Source organism: Pseudomonas sp. NS1(2017) (assembly GCF_002269425.1).
Taxonomy (GTDB): domain Bacteria; phylum Pseudomonadota; class Gammaproteobacteria; order Pseudomonadales; family Pseudomonadaceae; genus Aquipseudomonas; species Aquipseudomonas reactans.
Map to the genome: position 1 here is coordinate 718,644 of NZ_CP022960.1, position 14,288 is coordinate 732,931.

The following is a 14,288-nucleotide window of genomic DNA, read 5'->3' on the forward strand; positions in this document are numbered from 1 at the left end:
AATCCGTCCAATTCACTTTCGGACGGCTGTTTCCTCGGGCTCTTCACCGTCCATTTTCTTCTCGAAAATGCTCGCCAACGGATTCAACGAAACCACCTCAGCCATATGCCCTGGACTGAAGTGCGCGTACTTCTGAGTCATGGCCAGCGTCGCATGCCCCAACACCCGCTGAAGCGTCAGGATGTCCCCACCATTCATCATGTAATGACTGGCGAAGGTATGTCGCAGAACATGCGTCATTTGCCCATCAGGAAGCTCTAGACCAATGGCCTCAACGGCACGGCGGAAGGTGTTGTAACAGGGCGTGAAAGGCAACGCGGCTTTGAGTCGATCCTCGAGGCGCTGGGAGATAGGCACCGATCGGTTCTTGCTGGATTTCGTGCGACTGTAGTGGATCAGCTTATGGCGCACCTGGCGCAGCTGAAGCTTCTCCGCTTCGCCCCACCTGGCGCCGGTGGCCAGGCAGACTTCCGCGATCAGCCCAGCATCTGAATCACGCTTGGCCAGATCACCCAGCAGCGCCTCAATCTGCTCGCTCAGTAAGTAAACCATCTCGGTTTCATCGAATTTCAGCTTGCGAACCTTACCCAGCGGATTGTCACTGTCCCACTCACCCAGCCGCGCCAGCTCGTTGAAAACAGCCGTCAGATAGGCCAACTCGTGGTTGAGCATGTTCGCGCTGATTGGTTTCGGGTCTTCGTCAGGCTTGGTATAGCCCGCACCAGGTTTCGCCCTGGAGTGCTTCCCCTCGGCTCGCTCGGCCCGGTACTGGGCAAAGTGGGCAGAGGTGAATTTGTGCGCCTTGGGGTTACCCATGCGATTGACCATGCTGGTCAACAGCGACAATCGCTGTGAACCAGTCTTGAGAGTTTGCCCATGGACGGTGTACCAGCGGTTAACTAGGTCAAGCATGCTTCTGGAGTCATGTTTGGCTGGCTTCGCGGTGCCGCCCGAGGCGCCCTCACCCATCACCTTGTTCTGGTAATGCAGTGCCTCGTTTTTGGTACGGAAGATCCGCCGGGTGCGATAGCCGTAGCTACCATCGGGGCGGCAGTCCACCTCGTAACGGCCATCTGATAATTTTTTTATCGGCACGGATTTACACGGGGCTGATCTGCCCAGCCTCCGGGATCGTCAGGCCGGTCATAAGCCACATTGTGTATTTGGTGAACTGGGGATGCTGAGTGATTTTCAGAAGCTCCGACGAAGCCACCGTTTTGCTTCGCCCGTATTCATATCCTTTCCAAGTGTTGATACCAATCCCTGAAAGGTCACACATCTCAGACTGAGTCAGTCGCTCCCGAGTACGTATCAGGCGCAGCTTTTCACCGAGATTCATTGGCCAATCACCGGGCTGATCTGCCCGCAAGCAGGTGCTGTCTGATCCGTCACCAGCCATAGCGCGTACTTGATAAACCGGGGATGGGTTGTGATCTTCAGTAATTCGCCCGAGCTCACCTCCTTTCGTGCCCCATATTCGTATCCCTTCCATGTCCCAAGCTTGATCCCCGTCACTTCGCAGATTTCCGACTGAGTCAGTCGCTCGGTTAAACGAATTTCCTTGAGCTTTTGCCCGAGTTCCATGTACGCCCCTTGACCTTACTCATTTGAGTACTTAGTATCCTCATATGTGTACTTTTACTGCACATATGACTAAGGAGCTTATCAAATGCAGATCACCATAGACACGCCTTACACCACAGTTCGCGAGCTTGCTCGGCGGTCGGGGCAATCAGAACGGGCAATCCGTAACGACATTGAGCGCGGCCGGATTCTCGTCCGTGCCAAGACAGAAGGATCAAAGGAGGCATTGCTGATCAATATGGTGGCTCTGGCCATGGAAGCTGCGGATCAAGCAGAACGAGTGTCCGCCAAACAAACCGCCTCCAAGCGCTGAGGGGCGGTAATGAACGCAAGAACACGCATCACTCAGGACCAGTTCGACGAGATTTATCGGCGCGACGTGATCGAGGCCCTGGAGGGCGACAGGGAACTGGACTTTAAGGACATCGGCGACAAGTACCTGCAGAAGGGCACCTGCCCGAATTGCGGCAAGGAAAAGCTGTTCATCAGCCGTGACAAGCCCTATCAGTTGAAGTGCAACCGCGATAACGAATGCCAGTTCGAACAGAAAACCCGGGAGCGTTACAGCTACCTGTTCGAAAACCTGAGCGAGCGTTTCCCAGCGACGGAAACCAACCCTAACGCCACGGCCGACGCCTACCTGCAGCGCAACCGCGGTTTCGATATCGGCAAGCTGGCTGGCTGGTATTCACAAGCTCGACGCAAAATGAAGTCAGGCGAGTGGGCCGACACCGTGCGTTTTCCGCTGTGCAACGGCTACTGGGAACGGATCATCGACGAACGCATGGTTGCCGCCAACAAAGGCGATAAAGCCGGCATTAAGTTCGAGATGAGCTACCAGAACAATGGTTGGACGCCACCAGGTCAGACTATCGAGAAGAGCGATCGGGTGTACGTCGTGGAAGGGATCTTCCACGCCATCGCGCTTCATCTGGCTGGGTACAAGGCTATTGCGTCAATCAGTTGCGTGAACTTCCCTTGGGAGATCGTCGAGGCCCACAAAGGCAAACTGGTGACATGGGTCATCGGCCTTGATGACGACAAAGCCGGCCATAAATACATCCCCAAGTACCTGAAAATGCTGCGAGGCATGAGCGAGATCGGTTGGGTAGCGCTCGCTGGCGAACGCGATTGGGACGACGTCTACCGGGATGGTGAACTGAACGACAAGTTTATGGAGGACGCTTGTTATCGGGGCCAACTGTTCAGTGCTGAAAACACCAACAAACTCGCTTACTTGCTGTACCTGCGGCGCCCGGCCGGCTTCTATCTTCTGGAGTTTCGACACCAGCTCTACTCGGCCCGCGTCAACCAGGGCGACCTGAGCAAGGATCTGGGCGAGGACAAGATCGAGGGCAACCGCGAAATCTTTTCCCGCAATGTAAAAATCGCGCAGATCTCGAACTGCGTTCCCAGCTTGGACTACCTGGAAAAGGACATCATCACCGGCGAGCAACGTTACTACTTTGACTTTCAGTTTCCCGATCGGACCCGCAGCGTCCAGGCCCCGCTGCCGTCGAGCGCCATCGCAGAACCGCGCGGATTTGTCCGGGCAATGCTCGACTTCACACCAGGTGGAAACTTTGAGGGCGGCGCCCGTGAGCTGGCCATGCTCAAAGCCAAATGGCTGAACGATGAAAAACGCCCGGTACGTACCGTGCGCAGCCTCCCATTTATTGGCTATGACGAGGACTCCGGCACCTACTGCTATCCCCAGTTCGGCTTTCACGGGGGCAGAGAGCTGCAGGTCAATAGCCACGGTTTCATCGAGGTCAAAGGTGCAGGCGTGAAAACCGCCTTGGTAAACACCAGGTTCGAACGTGGAGCCGACTTTGATCCTGAGTGGTTCCCAGACTTCTTGGCGGTCCATAGCTTAAATGGCCTGGCCGCGTTGTCCTGGTGGACAGCCTCGCTGTTCGTTCAGCAGATCGGCACCCAACAAGCGTCATTTCCGTTTTTGGAGCTGACCGGCGAGCCTGGCGCAGGCAAGTCCACATTGCTGCGTTTCCTGTGGCGCTTGATCGGCCGCGACAACATGGAGGGCATCAAGCCCAGCGGAACGGGTGCCAGTGCAGTGGGCCTGTCCCGCGCCTTCTCCGAAGTCAGCAACCTGCCTGTTGTGCTGATCGAATCTGACCGGACTTACAACGACGCTCAAGGTCGGACCGTAACGGTGCAATTCGCATGGGACGAAGTGAAGCCGATGTTCGACTATCACGCCCCGTTGCGGGTTACCGGAGCTAAGACCAGCGGCAACGAAACACGCATCAGCATTTGGCGCGGCGCCTTGGCCATCTCTCAGAACGAGAGTGTGGACGGCTCCGAGGCGATCCTTTCGCGCATCGTGCATATGCACTGCACCAAGGACCATCACTCGCTGGCACTCAAGCCTATGGCTGACCGGCTTAAAACGATGAAAGCCAAGGAGCTGGGCGGTTTTCTACGCCGTGTCTTGTCTTTTGAAAAACAGTGGCTGGAACGTTACTTCGAGGCATTCCCGCGCTACGAGCAACGCCTGCAGTCGATCAGTGCCCTAACCGAAGCGCGGATAGTCCTGTGCCATGCCCAGGTCCTTGCTGCCGCCTACGCTACTCAGGCGCTGTTCCCCAGCTGGACCGACAGGGACACCGAAAGTCTCGCCAGTCACTTGGAGGCGCGTGCGATCGCCAGGCAACAGCGTTGCCGATCGGAACACCCAACTGCTGCCCAGTTCTGGCAGATCTACCACTACCTAAACGAAGACGTGGTGACGATCACCGACGCAGACGGAACCCGGGAAGAGATCCGCGAAACCCTGAACCACAGCAACGACCGGCAGGTAATCGCCGTAAACATCCAGCACTTCCAGCAGGCATGTCGCCAAGCGGGCCAAGAGGTCATTTCCGAAGCCATGCTTCGGCGCGCCTTACCTCAAAGCGCTACGCATCCCTTCATCGAGATCCGCAAAGTTCGGTCGCACCTGGAGAAGCGTTCTATCTGGTGTTGGCTGTTCAGTAAGCGGGGGAATGCCTGATGAAACGTATGGCAAGCAGTGTGTGGGGGGCACTGGACGGTGTAGAGGACATGGCTTGCGCAAAAGCAGAAGCGGTCCGGAACATCCGGAACATTCAATTTTATAAGAAATATATTCAATTAATTCAGTTAGTTACATACAAAAATCTGTTCCGGCGCCACTGGAACAAACCGGAACGCACCGGAACAAATTTGTTCCGGCATGTTCCGGCAATGTTCCGGCCAGCACTTTTACCGGAACACCGCTGTAGCCCTTACGCCACAAGGGCTACAGCGGTTCTGCCAAAAAACGTGTTCCGGAATGTTCCGGTAGTGCCGGAACATTTTTACGGACCTACAGGCCACGTAAATCAAGGGCTCCAGCGAATCACTTTTGAAATGTTCCGGATGTTCCGGACCCTCGACAGCCATGCGCACGTTTTTCTTTTCTGACTTGGTTCAACACCCAGAAACAAGCCATCAAGGCTCGATAAAAAAGGAGCAAGACCATGCAACTACAAGTCATCACCGGCCATATGCGCACCGGCAAAACCACCAAGCTGCAGGCGATTCAATCCGAGCTGGCCAGCCAAGGTATCGACGCCCCAATCATCGTCGGTGCGAGCTGCACTACGCCGTACTTCCTTAATCAGCTCACTGAGCGGGCGATGGCTGGTGCCAAGCACTTTCTGGCCGACGACTGCACCAGGGCTCAGATCAAAGCAGTGCACGACCTGCGCGCTCGCGGCATCAATTCCGGGTTGCCGGAATACCTGGTTATCCACCTGGTGCAACAAGCGTAAGGGGTTGGGCCATGAATATTCGTTACTGCGCAAACACGTTGCCCGGCCATCTTCCTTTGCCCACGAGCTACGTGGATATGTGCACCGCTGAGCAGTTGGCCGAATTGGCCGCCGCCGCTCACTGGCGGGATCACCCAGAGGAAACACCAACGTTCGTCACCGTCATTCACCTGCAGGAGGTGGACGGTCACGACTTGGGATTGTTTGAAGTGCGCTGTGAGCAGCGCCCGGTATTCACGGCAAGCCAGTTGCGGCAAGCCTGATAGAGACGGTGTCGAGGAGTTCGCAGCTCCCCGACACCAACCACCACAAGAGGAGCAACACCATGCAAGCACAGCACCCAAGCAGCAGCAATTGCAAGGCTATCACACCGGCAGAGCAAGGCAGCAGCACCTTTAAGCCGCCACGCCCATTGTTGGCCACCGCCGTAATCGGCGCCGCGCTCATCGGCTACCTGGTCCACAAAACACCGAACGCCCGCCTTCGACTCGAAAGCCTGGCCGACATGGCCCAGACCTTGGGCGATCTGTCAGAGCGTGACGCCGCAGTGGTCGCACGGCTACTCGCAAAACCCCTTGTCGTAGGAGATTTCGCATGAGCGATTCGACAGCAACGGAAAACGCTATCAAGCGCTACATCGTCAAAGACACCTGGAAGGACTTCGAGGTGACCCTCGAAGTGGATCACAGCATCCTGACCGAAGAACGCGCCACGATGATCAATGAGTTTTGGATGGATCACGACGACCGCCTGGACCAAGAAAATGGCAATGTCGTGAGAGCCGTGATTCGGCTCGCCGGCACTTCACTCATCAACACGTTTCTGGATGGCGGTGCCAGCTTCTCCGACACGTCGACCGGGGACTACGTCAGCTCGAGCTTTCACGATGAGGAAGGATGGGGTGGCACGATTGCAGGCAGTGCATACGGCTGGTGTGGCATCCGAGTCATCGCAGCTGATGTTGAGCAGCCCAGTTTTGATGACGTTGCTTTGGTAGAGGTGGCCCTGTGAGCGATTCACGTGAGCATGACAAATTTGTGGTGCGCCTGCCGGAGGGCCTACGCCCTGAGATCGCGGCCGTCGCCCGACTCAATCACCGCAGCATGAACGGGGAAATCATCAACCGCCTGCAGCGAACCCTCATCTTGGAACAACTCCAGGAAAGGCAAAGCGAACTCATCGCCCAGTTGCTCAAACGCATTGATACGTTGGAATCAAAGGAGGCGTCCCCATGCTGATCGACGGACAGTTCATCGCCATCAGTGAGGCACAGTACGACCACGCCCGCAAACAGCTGGAGCTGCCTTCCGACTTTCACCTGGTCGAAGCCACTGCCCTCCTCCACCACGACACAGGGAATGGCATTGCGCACATTCCATTGCCGGCAGGATTTGTTGTCGCAGCCTTCGAAGACCGTCAAGGTCACCGCCGTTACGGAGTTGTCACGCTCACGCCTCAACCGCAATAATCCGACACACTTTAGCGGCTAAAATTCGCACAGTGTTTCAGCTTCACCAGGGCGCTTCGGCGCCCTTTTTTACGGTTGAATTTTATACTCCACAACCGTATTACAAGCTTGATAGTCAATCATCCACAGTGCATGAAATTGGTAGTTCATGCATCGATATATCGAACGGAAAAAGTTCAGCCTCAGTGTTTTTTCCAATCAACGGCAGCCCCGAAAGCACACCACACCAACGCCATTGCGTTTAAACGCATTTACGTCAATGCGCTTTAACGCCTTACATACATATGTAAGTACGTATGCACGAAACTACAGTTTCATGCAGATCGTTAATTCGTTATTTCGTTACTTGTACATTTGATCATTTGTACATTTGTCCGGTGTTTCGTGACTACTTACGATGATATTGCACCATGCCATTCCAAAAAAATCGGCACCAAACCCAATCAGCGCTTGCTTCCCAGGCACAGTCGAACGATGTAGGTTGGTTTTATTGGCAACTTGCAAATTGAGTCAACACAAGTCAACACAACCAAAAATATTATTTGACAATCTAATTTTCAAATACGTAAAGTGCGCCGCATCTGACCCGCCCTGCATGGAGCCATAAAAATGGACGAGCGTACTATTACATCCACCCGAGACATCATAGAAGAGGTAGCAAAAGTTATAATTTCGCTAAGTGTTGCGGTGGGCGCAAAGCCTTTGGATGAAGAGGAAAGCGGCGGAGTTGTAGCGACCATGATGTGGAGTCATGGTCGGTTGCTGGAATGTTCCAGAGATTTAGGGATGGTATTCAATCAAGCGGGCAAAGAACTTAGTTGATCGAATAGCTGCCGCTGTTTGGACACAGGGAGCTCACGTAGTCGGTCGAAAATCAACTGGTCGACCGACGCCGCCGATGGACGCAAAGGGTGTGAATAGCTGAGGCTCATCACAAAGGAATGGCCGCAACGCGGATCGAGGCACTGGCAATACAACTTGGCGTACTCAACCGACATGTTCTCACGTGATCCGATCCGAGCTTTCCCGCCACAATCCCTACAAATTATCCGCATTGCATCCCTTCCCCAAGGTGTACGTATGCACATTATTGTGCCACATCTGTAGTGGCACATTCTCTAAAACAGTCCCGCATCAAGTAGTTGCAGTAGGTTCCGGCGCCTCTCTCCAGGCAATCCGTCGATCCTCCCGCAACGTATCGTTGAGCTGATTGAATAGCTGGCAGATCGGCCGGATCTCGTTGCTGGTATACACCCGATCGATCTTTTCAATATCGCCAAAGCCGGCGCTGTTTTCCGGGATGATCCCCGCCAGTGCCGGGTTCATTCGCCAAGCGGCGATCACATCGTTACGGGTTATGTTTTTGACCTTCTCTAGTTCGTCCTTGGCCTGAAAGTCACCCACGGGGATGATCTGAATTGCCTTCTCAGCGCCGCCCGGGATGTTCACGAACATCGACCGGAAGTTGCCCACGCCCTTGCTCGCACTGATCTGATCGCGCAAAGACTCCTCGTCTTCCTCGGTCAGGTTCGGGTCGTTGGTGTAGAAGATGTAACCGGCGTGCGCACCGTTGCTGTAGTAGCGCCGACGGAACAGGGTCGCAGCCTCGTTGAGCAACAGCGCCTGCATGCCACCCAGGTAGTCGGGCACGCCATAGATGTTCTGTTCCACGTCGTAGTTGAGTACGTGCTCAATCTCGTCCTGGTCAAATTCCACCTCTTTGCCGTCCGGCAGCAGCATCACAAACCCGCCACCGACCCTGACCCGCATGTTGATTGCCGGTAGGTGTTCCATTTCCAGCACTTGGCCGAAGGCATTCCGGTTGCGCAGAAAATACGCCTCACCGAACACCATGAAATCCAACCCTGCGCGGCTCATGGTCTGAACCGAACAACCCTCTGAAGCAATGAACTCACGCAGCAGCAGGTTGCGCTTGAACCCGGGAATGGCGCCGTGATGAGCGTTGGCGCGCAGCAGCTTGGCCAGGCCTTGGCGTGACACCGGCGGCGTGTAGGTCTTGCCGTCGTGGCTGGCGAACACGCCCAGGTAATGCCCGATGTTTTCGGTCAGGACCTGTTCCGGTGCACCGAATGAAAATGCCCGCATCGGACCTGGTGCTGGTTTTTGCGGCTGGTTTTTTGCTGGTTTGCCCATGGGTGCTTGGTCCGCTGAGTGTGTAGCGGCTGCGCCGCTGTTTGTTGGTGTTGAGGGGTTCGTGGGCCAGGGCATGCATGATTGCCCAGGCGATATCTGCATGACCGGAAGCGTCGGTGCGCGATGCGCTGTAGGTGACCTGGCCACCGCCTGTGGTGCCGCGCTTGATCGTCAGGAACGCCTGAGCGATGTCATTCCAGCCTGCATCCCACTCGATCCGGCTGCCCTGAATCGTGTCCTGTGCTTTAAGCACCAGAGTGTTTTTGGTTTCGAGGCTGTAGTGGATTGAGGTCGCACGTGGGTAAAAATCGCGCACCAGGTCGAACACGCCGTAACCGATGCCGGTGGTGTCGATGCCGATGTGCTGGACGTTGAAACGCTCGGTGAGTTTTTTGACCTGCTCGGCCTGGTACTTGAACGACTGCCCACGCCAGCTGTGTTTCTCCAGAATCCGGAACTTGCCGCCGTCCTCGAGCGGCGGGGCGATGACCACACAACTGGCATCGTCGCGGGTGCGGCTCGGGTCGTAGCCAATCCACACGGGACTGTTGCCGAATGGGCGCGGGTCGTCCGGATCGTAGTCGGTCCACAACGACAGGTCGGAGTAGCAGCGTTCAAGGTCGACCAGGGAAAAGGCGCTTTGCGTGCTGTCGATGAACTTGCACATGAACAGCTGTTGAAATTTGTCCTCGTCGTACTCCAACTGCAGCTGCTCGAGGTCGAACAGATCGCAGCCGCCGGCAATTGCGTCGAGGATGGTGATGACCTTGCGCCATTGCCCGTCCGGACACAGCGTGCCAGCCGCGGCTTGGGCTTCGCTGGGCCATGGATCCTTGGCGTTTTTGCGTTTGCTGTTGCGGAATTTCTCGCCGGTCCAGAACGGGTACGCCTGGTGCGACACTGCGCTGGGGGTGGAAAAGTAGGTCTTACGCCACTTTTTATGGGTGGCCATGGCGCTGGCGACGGTGTTCAGCTTCTCGAAATCGCGGATCCAGAAGTACTCGTCGACGTAGACGTGGCCATGGTGACCCTGGGCCGTGCTGCTGTTGGTGCTGAGAAAGCGCAGTTCGGCCCATGGCTTGCCGTCTTTGCTCAGCACGATCGGGTTGCCGGTCAGCTCCAGGCCGAACCATTCCTGGGCAAATGAAATGATGTAGCTGCGGAAGATCTCGGACTGGGCGCGGCTGGCAGACAGGAAAATCTGATTGTCACCGGTCAGCACCGCGTCCATGAATGCTTCGCCGGCGAAGTAGTACGTCAGACCCACTTGGCGGCTTTTCAGGATGTTGCGGATCCGCGCTGTCAGTGGGTTCTGTTTGGCGGCGAACAGCTCTTTCTGGTAGCCGTACATTTTGCTGATGAACTTGTCGAGAAAGTCCACTTCCGTCAGCTCGCCGACTTCGTTTTTGGCTTTCTTCTCGCGCTTCTTTCCGCCCTTTTCGCCGCGATCACCTCGGTCACGTCGCTCGTTGCGCTGTCCTTCTCGACGCTGCCCATCGTCCGCCGGCAGATCGCCGATCGGCGCCGGTACCGGTTTTGCGGATTGCTTCAATAGCCGCTCGCGAACGGTGGTCAACCGGTCGAGCTCATCCAGATCGCCTTTGGTCAACGACGTGGTTTTGTCCAGGATGAGGGTGATCCGCCGGCCAACGGCCGTCAGTGGTTCTTCATCCGACAACATGTCGTCCCACTCACCCTGGCGGATCCAGTAGTAAATGATCCGGATGTTGGGCAGGGACAATTGCGCCTGAATTTCACGCGGCTTGCAGCGGCGCAAATAAAGGCGTTTGGCAGCTTCTTTAAGTTCGGGGGCGTATGGCATGGCCGCAGTCTATGCGGCGAAAACGTGAGAAACGCGGGGTTAAAATCCGCGTTCCTCCGATATCGGCGAAATAGGACCAGCGCAAAAGTGAACCGTTTGTTTGGTGGTCTGCCGGTGCCTATCGTGGCGGCTCAAATCACCGATTGAGCGCAGTTATCGCCCATGCCCCGTTCTCTTGTTTCGTTCTGGAAACGTGTCGCCACCAGCGGCCCGACCGTAGATGGCCGCGAGATCCTTCCCCAGGAACTGCGCGATATCGCTGATACCTACAAAGCCGCCACTTACACGGCGGTGATCTGGTGCGATCACGAACGCTGGTATGGCTCTCATGGCACCGTCTTTGCCGTGCGCCTGATCGAAGAGGCCGAGGATCTGGCACCTGGTCAAGTCGCCCTCGAGGCGCAGTTGAAGCCCAACGACAAATTGCTGTGGCTCAACGACCAAGGCGAAAAGCTGTTCACCAGTATCGAGATCACCCCCAACTTCGCGAACACCGGTAAAGCCTACCTGACCGGCCTAGCGGTGACCGACGAACCGGCCAGCCTGGGGACTCAAGAACTCTACTTTTCGAAGAAGACCAGTAAGGCCGCCTATTACGCCGCCTCCCTGGAGCTTGGCCCATTCCGCGAGCCCCAGGCGCAAGGCGAAATCAGCAAGCTCGCCGCCATGTTTGCGGGCCTGTTCAAGCGCTTCGGCCTCGAAGAAAACCCCGCATCCCCGCAAACCCCAACCGAGAGCAAACCCCCAATGGATGAAGCTACAGCCAAGGCGCTGAAGGCACTGCTGGAGCAGCTGTTGCTTGTTGCTGCAGGCATTCAGGCCGTGATCGAGCCAGTCACAGAAGAAGTCGTGGATCCTATCGTTGACGAAGTCGACGATGTTGAAACCGCTGTTTCCGACATCGTCGAGCAGGCAGCCGCTGATCGTGAGTTCGCCCGTAATGGCAACGCGGACAAGCGTTTAGCCAACATCGAGAAACTGCTGAACAAGGCGTTTAACACCGTCAGCACTCGCCAGGTTCCACGCGTCACCGGCCCTGCCGGCGCCAAAAAGCGGGTGCTGTGATATGAGCCAACAATCTCTGTCCAACCGCGCCCTGAAGCAATACGCCGCCCTGCGTGAAGCGATCGGCGAAACCTACAGCGTCGACGTGACTCGCCAGTTCAACGTCGAGCCGAGCATCGCCCAGGAACTGAACGACAAGATCACTGAGCGTGCCGATTTCCTCGAGCGCATCAACGTCGTGCCGGTTACCGAAATCAAGGGCCAAAAGGTCATGTTCGGGGTGAATGGTCCTGTGACCAGCCGCACCAACACCAAGACCACCGATCGCGAAGCCAAAGACGTTTCCGACCTGAACGGTTTGGGCTATGAGCTGTTCGCCACCGAATCGGATGTCGGCCTGCCGTTCGCCAAGATCGACAGCTGGGCGAAATTCCCGGACTTCGCCGATCGCTACTCGGCAGCGGTACAGAAGCAGATCGCCCTGGACCGCATCATGATCGGTTGGCACGGCGTCACCGCTGCTACCCAGACCAACCTGGCCACCAACCCGATGCTGCAGGACGTCAACAAGGGTTGGCTGCAACTGGCTCGCGAGCAGATTCCTGAGCAGGTTCTGCAGGAAGGCGCGGCCGACGGAAAAATCACTCTCGGCGCCGGCGGCGACTACGAAAACCTCGATGCCCTGGTGCATGACACCAAACAAATGATCAGCTCGGTGTTCCGTGATGGCGGCGACCTGGTGGCGATCGTCGGCAGTGATCTGCTGGCTGCAGACAAGGCCAAGCTGTATTCCAACCAGGCGGGCAAACCCACCGAGAAGGAACGCATCGAAAGCGCCCAGGTGATTGCGACCTACGGCGGGCTGCCGACTTTCACCGTCCCGCACTTCCCGGTCAACGCCGTGGTCGTCACCAGCTGGGACAACCTGTCGATTTACTTCCAGGACAGCAGCTGGCGTCGTCACCTGATCGAGAACCCGAAACGCTCCCGCGTCGAGGATTACAACGGCCGCAACGAAGGCTACGTGATCGAGCAGCTGGAGAAATTCGCGGCTGCTGAAAACGTGGAGTTGATCTGATGAGCCTGGCACTGGCGCACAAGCGCCGCGTTCAAGCCGAAGGCCCTGCAGCTGCTGCACGCGCCGGTGCCGAAGCGGTGGTGTATTCATCCGCCACCGCGCTGTCCAGCCCAGCCAACGCCAAGAAGCACCTGAAGTTGATGGAAGACGCATTGGCCCAGGACCTGGAGCGTGTCAGTGCGATCAACAGCCGCGAACTGCGTCAGCAGCTTAAGCGTGACGAGCTGCTGCCCAAGTACCTGGACTATGTGCAGCGCTACCGCGATTCCGGATTGAGTTTCCCGAACTCGGTGGTGATGCAGGTCCTGGTCTGGCTGTTCGACACGGTGCAATTCGAAGCAGGCCTGGATCTGGCGAACTTCGCCATGGAGCAAAACCAGCCGATGCCTGAGCGTTTCAAGCGCGACGTGCCGACCTTTGTCGCCGATGCGGTGATCGAGTGGGCTGAGGCCGAGCAGAAGGCCGGTCGCAGTCCGGAACCGTATGTGTCCGACCTACTGCCGCGTGTCGATGGCGAATGGCAGCTCACCGAGCAGATTCCGGCCAAGTACCACAAGTTGCTTGGGATCCGCGCCCTGGACGCCAGGGAATGGACGAAGGCCATCACCCACTTTGAACGCGCCACGGAGCTGCACGCTGCCGTTGGTGTGGGTACACGCCTCGACGGTGCCCGCAAGGCCCTGGCAAAAGAACTGGCTACCAAAGCCACCGAATAACCGACTCCCCCCCCGGCGAGAAACTGTGGATGTGAGCCAACCATTTATGGCCCTGACCCACTGAAACAGTTTTCCCGCCCCTATTCGAGCGCCCAGCAATGAGCTTTTCAGGCAACCCCACTAAGTTTGTGGAACAGCAGATCGGCAACGACGGCTTCTGGCCTGACCTGTCCGTGACGGAGTTCCAAAAGGCCTATCGCCTTCCTGGTGAGTATCTGGGTGAGATGCTGGGCGCTGATTTGACCACTGCAATGGTTGAGGTCAACAACGACCTGGCTATCTGCAAATCCCGTTGGCAGTCCGCTGGAGTCTCCAGCTTGGAATCTGCTGACCCTATGGTGCTGCCGGAACGCACATTTCAAGCAGCGACGTACAAGCGCGCCGTTTATTGCCGCGCCAAGGCCAGCCTACTGACCCAGTTCGCCACTGTGACCCGCCGTGAGAGCGCTGAGAACACTGGAAAGGAACTGCCGGAGCGGTCGGAAACCTTCCTCGCCTTTAGCCAGGCCGCTGTGCGGTCGCTCCAGGGCCGTGGCCGCATCACGGCGGCGCTGCTGTGATCAAGCTCCAGACCCTGACCCGCTACCTGCTCGATCGCAACCTGGTCGCGCCGGAACAGCTCGATAGCTGGACTGACCAGGTGCAGTTGGAATTGATCTGGAAGCCG

At 56.8% G+C, this 14,288-nt stretch carries 20 protein-coding genes and 1 pseudogene; 15 read left to right on the forward strand and 6 right to left on the reverse strand.

All coding sequences use genetic code 11. The annotated features are described in order from the left end of the window. Window positions 1-12: 12 nt before the first annotated feature. From CI807_RS03475 to CI807_RS03485, 3 genes are read right to left on the reverse strand one after another with little or no spacing between them, the layout of a single operon-like run. Entirely contained in the window at window positions 13-1,095 is a 1,083-nt protein-coding gene (locus CI807_RS03475; RefSeq protein ID WP_095013733.1) for a tyrosine-type recombinase/integrase, read from the reverse strand. A 4-nt stretch (window positions 1,096-1,099) separates the two neighbouring features. Further along, a complete protein-coding gene (locus CI807_RS03480) occupies window positions 1,100-1,339 on the reverse strand; it encodes a helix-turn-helix transcriptional regulator (RefSeq protein WP_095013734.1) in 240 nt (79 codons plus the stop codon). Further along, window positions 1,336-1,584, reverse strand: coding sequence for a helix-turn-helix transcriptional regulator (locus tag CI807_RS03485; protein WP_095013735.1), 249 nt, complete (start codon window positions 1,582-1,584; stop codon window positions 1,336-1,338). Before CI807_RS03485 ends, CI807_RS03480 begins: the two co-directional genes overlap by 4 nt. Before the next feature lie 85 nt (window positions 1,585-1,669). Between CI807_RS03485 and CI807_RS03490 the strand changes: the two genes are divergently transcribed. The 10 genes from CI807_RS03490 to CI807_RS31230 all read left to right on the forward strand — a co-directional run bounded on the left by CI807_RS03490 (window position 1,670) and on the right by CI807_RS31230 (window position 7,668). After that, entirely contained in the window at window positions 1,670-1,897 is a 228-nt protein-coding gene (locus tag CI807_RS03490) for a hypothetical protein (RefSeq protein WP_095013736.1), read from the forward strand. Between the two features lie 9 nt (window positions 1,898-1,906). Next, window positions 1,907-4,597 carry a toprim domain-containing protein gene (locus tag CI807_RS03495; RefSeq protein ID WP_095013737.1) on the forward strand — a complete coding sequence of 897 codons (2,691 nt, stop codon included), beginning with the start codon at window positions 1,907-1,909 and terminating at the stop codon, window positions 4,595-4,597. Continuing rightward, window positions 4,597-5,028 carry a hypothetical protein gene (locus tag CI807_RS31225; protein WP_157741983.1) on the forward strand — a complete coding sequence of 144 codons (432 nt, stop codon included), beginning with the start codon at window positions 4,597-4,599 and terminating at the stop codon, window positions 5,026-5,028. Before CI807_RS03495 ends, CI807_RS31225 begins: the two co-directional genes overlap by 1 nt. Window positions 5,029-5,084: 56 nt before the next feature. Then, window positions 5,085-5,378, forward strand: coding sequence for a hypothetical protein (locus tag CI807_RS03500; protein ID WP_095013738.1), 294 nt, complete (start codon window positions 5,085-5,087; stop codon window positions 5,376-5,378). Between the two features lie 11 nt (window positions 5,379-5,389). Then, a complete protein-coding gene (locus tag CI807_RS03505; RefSeq protein WP_157741985.1) occupies window positions 5,390-5,641 on the forward strand; it encodes a hypothetical protein in 252 nt (83 codons plus the stop codon). A gap of 62 nt (window positions 5,642-5,703) precedes the next feature. After that, window positions 5,704-5,976: a hypothetical protein gene (locus CI807_RS03510; RefSeq protein ID WP_095013740.1), complete on the forward strand. Its 273-nt coding sequence runs from the start codon at window positions 5,704-5,706 to the stop codon at window positions 5,974-5,976. Continuing rightward, window positions 5,973-6,389, forward strand: coding sequence for a DUF2528 family protein (locus CI807_RS03515; protein WP_095013741.1), 417 nt, complete (start codon window positions 5,973-5,975; stop codon window positions 6,387-6,389). Before CI807_RS03510 ends, CI807_RS03515 begins: the two co-directional genes overlap by 4 nt. Next, the gene (locus CI807_RS32010) at window positions 6,386-6,616 is read left to right on the forward strand and encodes an Arc family DNA-binding protein (RefSeq protein ID WP_095013742.1); all 231 of its coding nucleotides are present in this window, start codon (window positions 6,386-6,388) and stop codon (window positions 6,614-6,616) included. Before CI807_RS03515 ends, CI807_RS32010 begins: the two co-directional genes overlap by 4 nt. Then, window positions 6,610-6,846, forward strand: a complete 237-nt coding sequence (locus CI807_RS03525) for a hypothetical protein (RefSeq protein ID WP_095013743.1) — start codon at window positions 6,610-6,612, stop codon at window positions 6,844-6,846. Before CI807_RS32010 ends, CI807_RS03525 begins: the two co-directional genes overlap by 7 nt. Window positions 6,847-7,455: 609 nt before the next feature. Next, entirely contained in the window at window positions 7,456-7,668 is a 213-nt protein-coding gene (locus CI807_RS31230; RefSeq protein ID WP_157741987.1) for a hypothetical protein, read from the forward strand. Here the strand turns inward: CI807_RS31230 and CI807_RS03530 are convergent. The 3 genes from CI807_RS03530 to CI807_RS03540 form a co-directional block, all read right to left on the reverse strand. Continuing rightward, complete coding sequence (locus CI807_RS03530; protein WP_095013744.1) at window positions 7,644-7,901, reverse strand: ogr/Delta-like zinc finger family protein; 258 nt, start codon at window positions 7,899-7,901, stop codon at window positions 7,644-7,646. The genes CI807_RS31230 and CI807_RS03530 overlap by 25 nt on opposite strands. A 79-nt stretch (window positions 7,902-7,980) precedes the next feature. After that, the gene (locus tag CI807_RS31640; RefSeq protein ID WP_256578777.1) at window positions 7,981-8,847 is read right to left on the reverse strand and encodes a phage portal protein; all 867 of its coding nucleotides are present in this window, start codon (window positions 8,845-8,847) and stop codon (window positions 7,981-7,983) included. Further along, window positions 8,759-10,822: a terminase large subunit domain-containing protein gene (locus CI807_RS03540; RefSeq protein WP_095013746.1), complete on the reverse strand. Its 2,064-nt coding sequence runs from the start codon at window positions 10,820-10,822 to the stop codon at window positions 8,759-8,761. Before CI807_RS03540 ends, CI807_RS31640 begins: the two co-directional genes overlap by 89 nt. A 162-nt stretch (window positions 10,823-10,984) precedes the next feature. On the opposite strand from CI807_RS03540, the gene CI807_RS03545 reads away from it, so the two are divergent. The 5 genes and pseudogenes from CI807_RS03545 to CI807_RS31645 form a co-directional block, all read left to right on the forward strand. Next, window positions 10,985-11,887: a GPO family capsid scaffolding protein gene (locus tag CI807_RS03545; protein WP_095013747.1), complete on the forward strand. Its 903-nt coding sequence runs from the start codon at window positions 10,985-10,987 to the stop codon at window positions 11,885-11,887. Window position 11,888: 1 nt separating this feature from the next. Further along, entirely contained in the window at window positions 11,889-12,905 is a 1,017-nt protein-coding gene (locus CI807_RS03550; protein ID WP_095013748.1) for a phage major capsid protein, P2 family, read from the forward strand. Further along, a complete protein-coding gene (gpM, locus tag CI807_RS03555; RefSeq protein ID WP_095013749.1) occupies window positions 12,905-13,621 on the forward strand; it encodes a phage terminase small subunit in 717 nt (238 codons plus the stop codon). The genes CI807_RS03550 and gpM overlap by 1 nt, the downstream gene beginning before the upstream one ends. 98 nt (window positions 13,622-13,719) lie before the next feature. Continuing rightward, a complete protein-coding gene (locus CI807_RS03560; RefSeq protein ID WP_095013750.1) occupies window positions 13,720-14,181 on the forward strand; it encodes a head completion/stabilization protein in 462 nt (153 codons plus the stop codon). Continuing rightward, a pseudogene (locus tag CI807_RS31645) lies at window positions 14,178-14,288 on the forward strand (phage tail protein); the annotation flags it as partial. The gene CI807_RS03560 and the pseudogene CI807_RS31645, both read left to right, overlap by 4 nt.

Bases quoted from the DNA above. Each gene is read 5' to 3' on its own strand.
- CI807_RS03480 (WP_095013734.1), bottom strand. From the start codon at position 1,339: ATGAATCTCGGTGAAAAGCTGCGCCTGATACGTACTCGGGAGCGACTG.
- CI807_RS03485 (WP_095013735.1), bottom strand. From the start codon at position 1,584: ATGGAACTCGGGCAAAAGCTCAAGGAAATTCGTTTAACCGAGCGACTG.
- CI807_RS03490 (WP_095013736.1), top strand. From the start codon at position 1,670: ATGCAGATCACCATAGACACGCCTTACACCACAGTTCGCGAGCTTGCT.
- CI807_RS03495 (WP_095013737.1), top strand. From the start codon at position 1,907: ATGAACGCAAGAACACGCATCACTCAGGACCAGTTCGACGAGATTTAT.
- CI807_RS31225 (WP_157741983.1), top strand. From the start codon at position 4,597: ATGAAACGTATGGCAAGCAGTGTGTGGGGGGCACTGGACGGTGTAGAG.
- CI807_RS03500 (WP_095013738.1), top strand. From the start codon at position 5,085: ATGCAACTACAAGTCATCACCGGCCATATGCGCACCGGCAAAACCACC.
- CI807_RS03505 (WP_157741985.1), top strand. From the start codon at position 5,390: ATGAATATTCGTTACTGCGCAAACACGTTGCCCGGCCATCTTCCTTTG.
- CI807_RS03510 (WP_095013740.1), top strand. From the start codon at position 5,704: ATGCAAGCACAGCACCCAAGCAGCAGCAATTGCAAGGCTATCACACCG.
- CI807_RS03515 (WP_095013741.1), top strand. From the start codon at position 5,973: ATGAGCGATTCGACAGCAACGGAAAACGCTATCAAGCGCTACATCGTC.
- CI807_RS03525 (WP_095013743.1), top strand. From the start codon at position 6,610: ATGCTGATCGACGGACAGTTCATCGCCATCAGTGAGGCACAGTACGAC.
- CI807_RS31230 (WP_157741987.1), top strand. From the start codon at position 7,456: ATGGACGAGCGTACTATTACATCCACCCGAGACATCATAGAAGAGGTA.
- CI807_RS03530 (WP_095013744.1), bottom strand. From the start codon at position 7,901: ATGCGGATAATTTGTAGGGATTGTGGCGGGAAAGCTCGGATCGGATCA.
- CI807_RS03540 (WP_095013746.1), bottom strand. From the start codon at position 10,822: ATGCCATACGCCCCCGAACTTAAAGAAGCTGCCAAACGCCTTTATTTG.
- CI807_RS03545 (WP_095013747.1), top strand. From the start codon at position 10,985: ATGCCCCGTTCTCTTGTTTCGTTCTGGAAACGTGTCGCCACCAGCGGC.
- CI807_RS03550 (WP_095013748.1), top strand. From the start codon at position 11,889: ATGAGCCAACAATCTCTGTCCAACCGCGCCCTGAAGCAATACGCCGCC.
- gpM (WP_095013749.1), top strand. From the start codon at position 12,905: ATGAGCCTGGCACTGGCGCACAAGCGCCGCGTTCAAGCCGAAGGCCCT.
- CI807_RS03560 (WP_095013750.1), top strand. From the start codon at position 13,720: ATGAGCTTTTCAGGCAACCCCACTAAGTTTGTGGAACAGCAGATCGGC.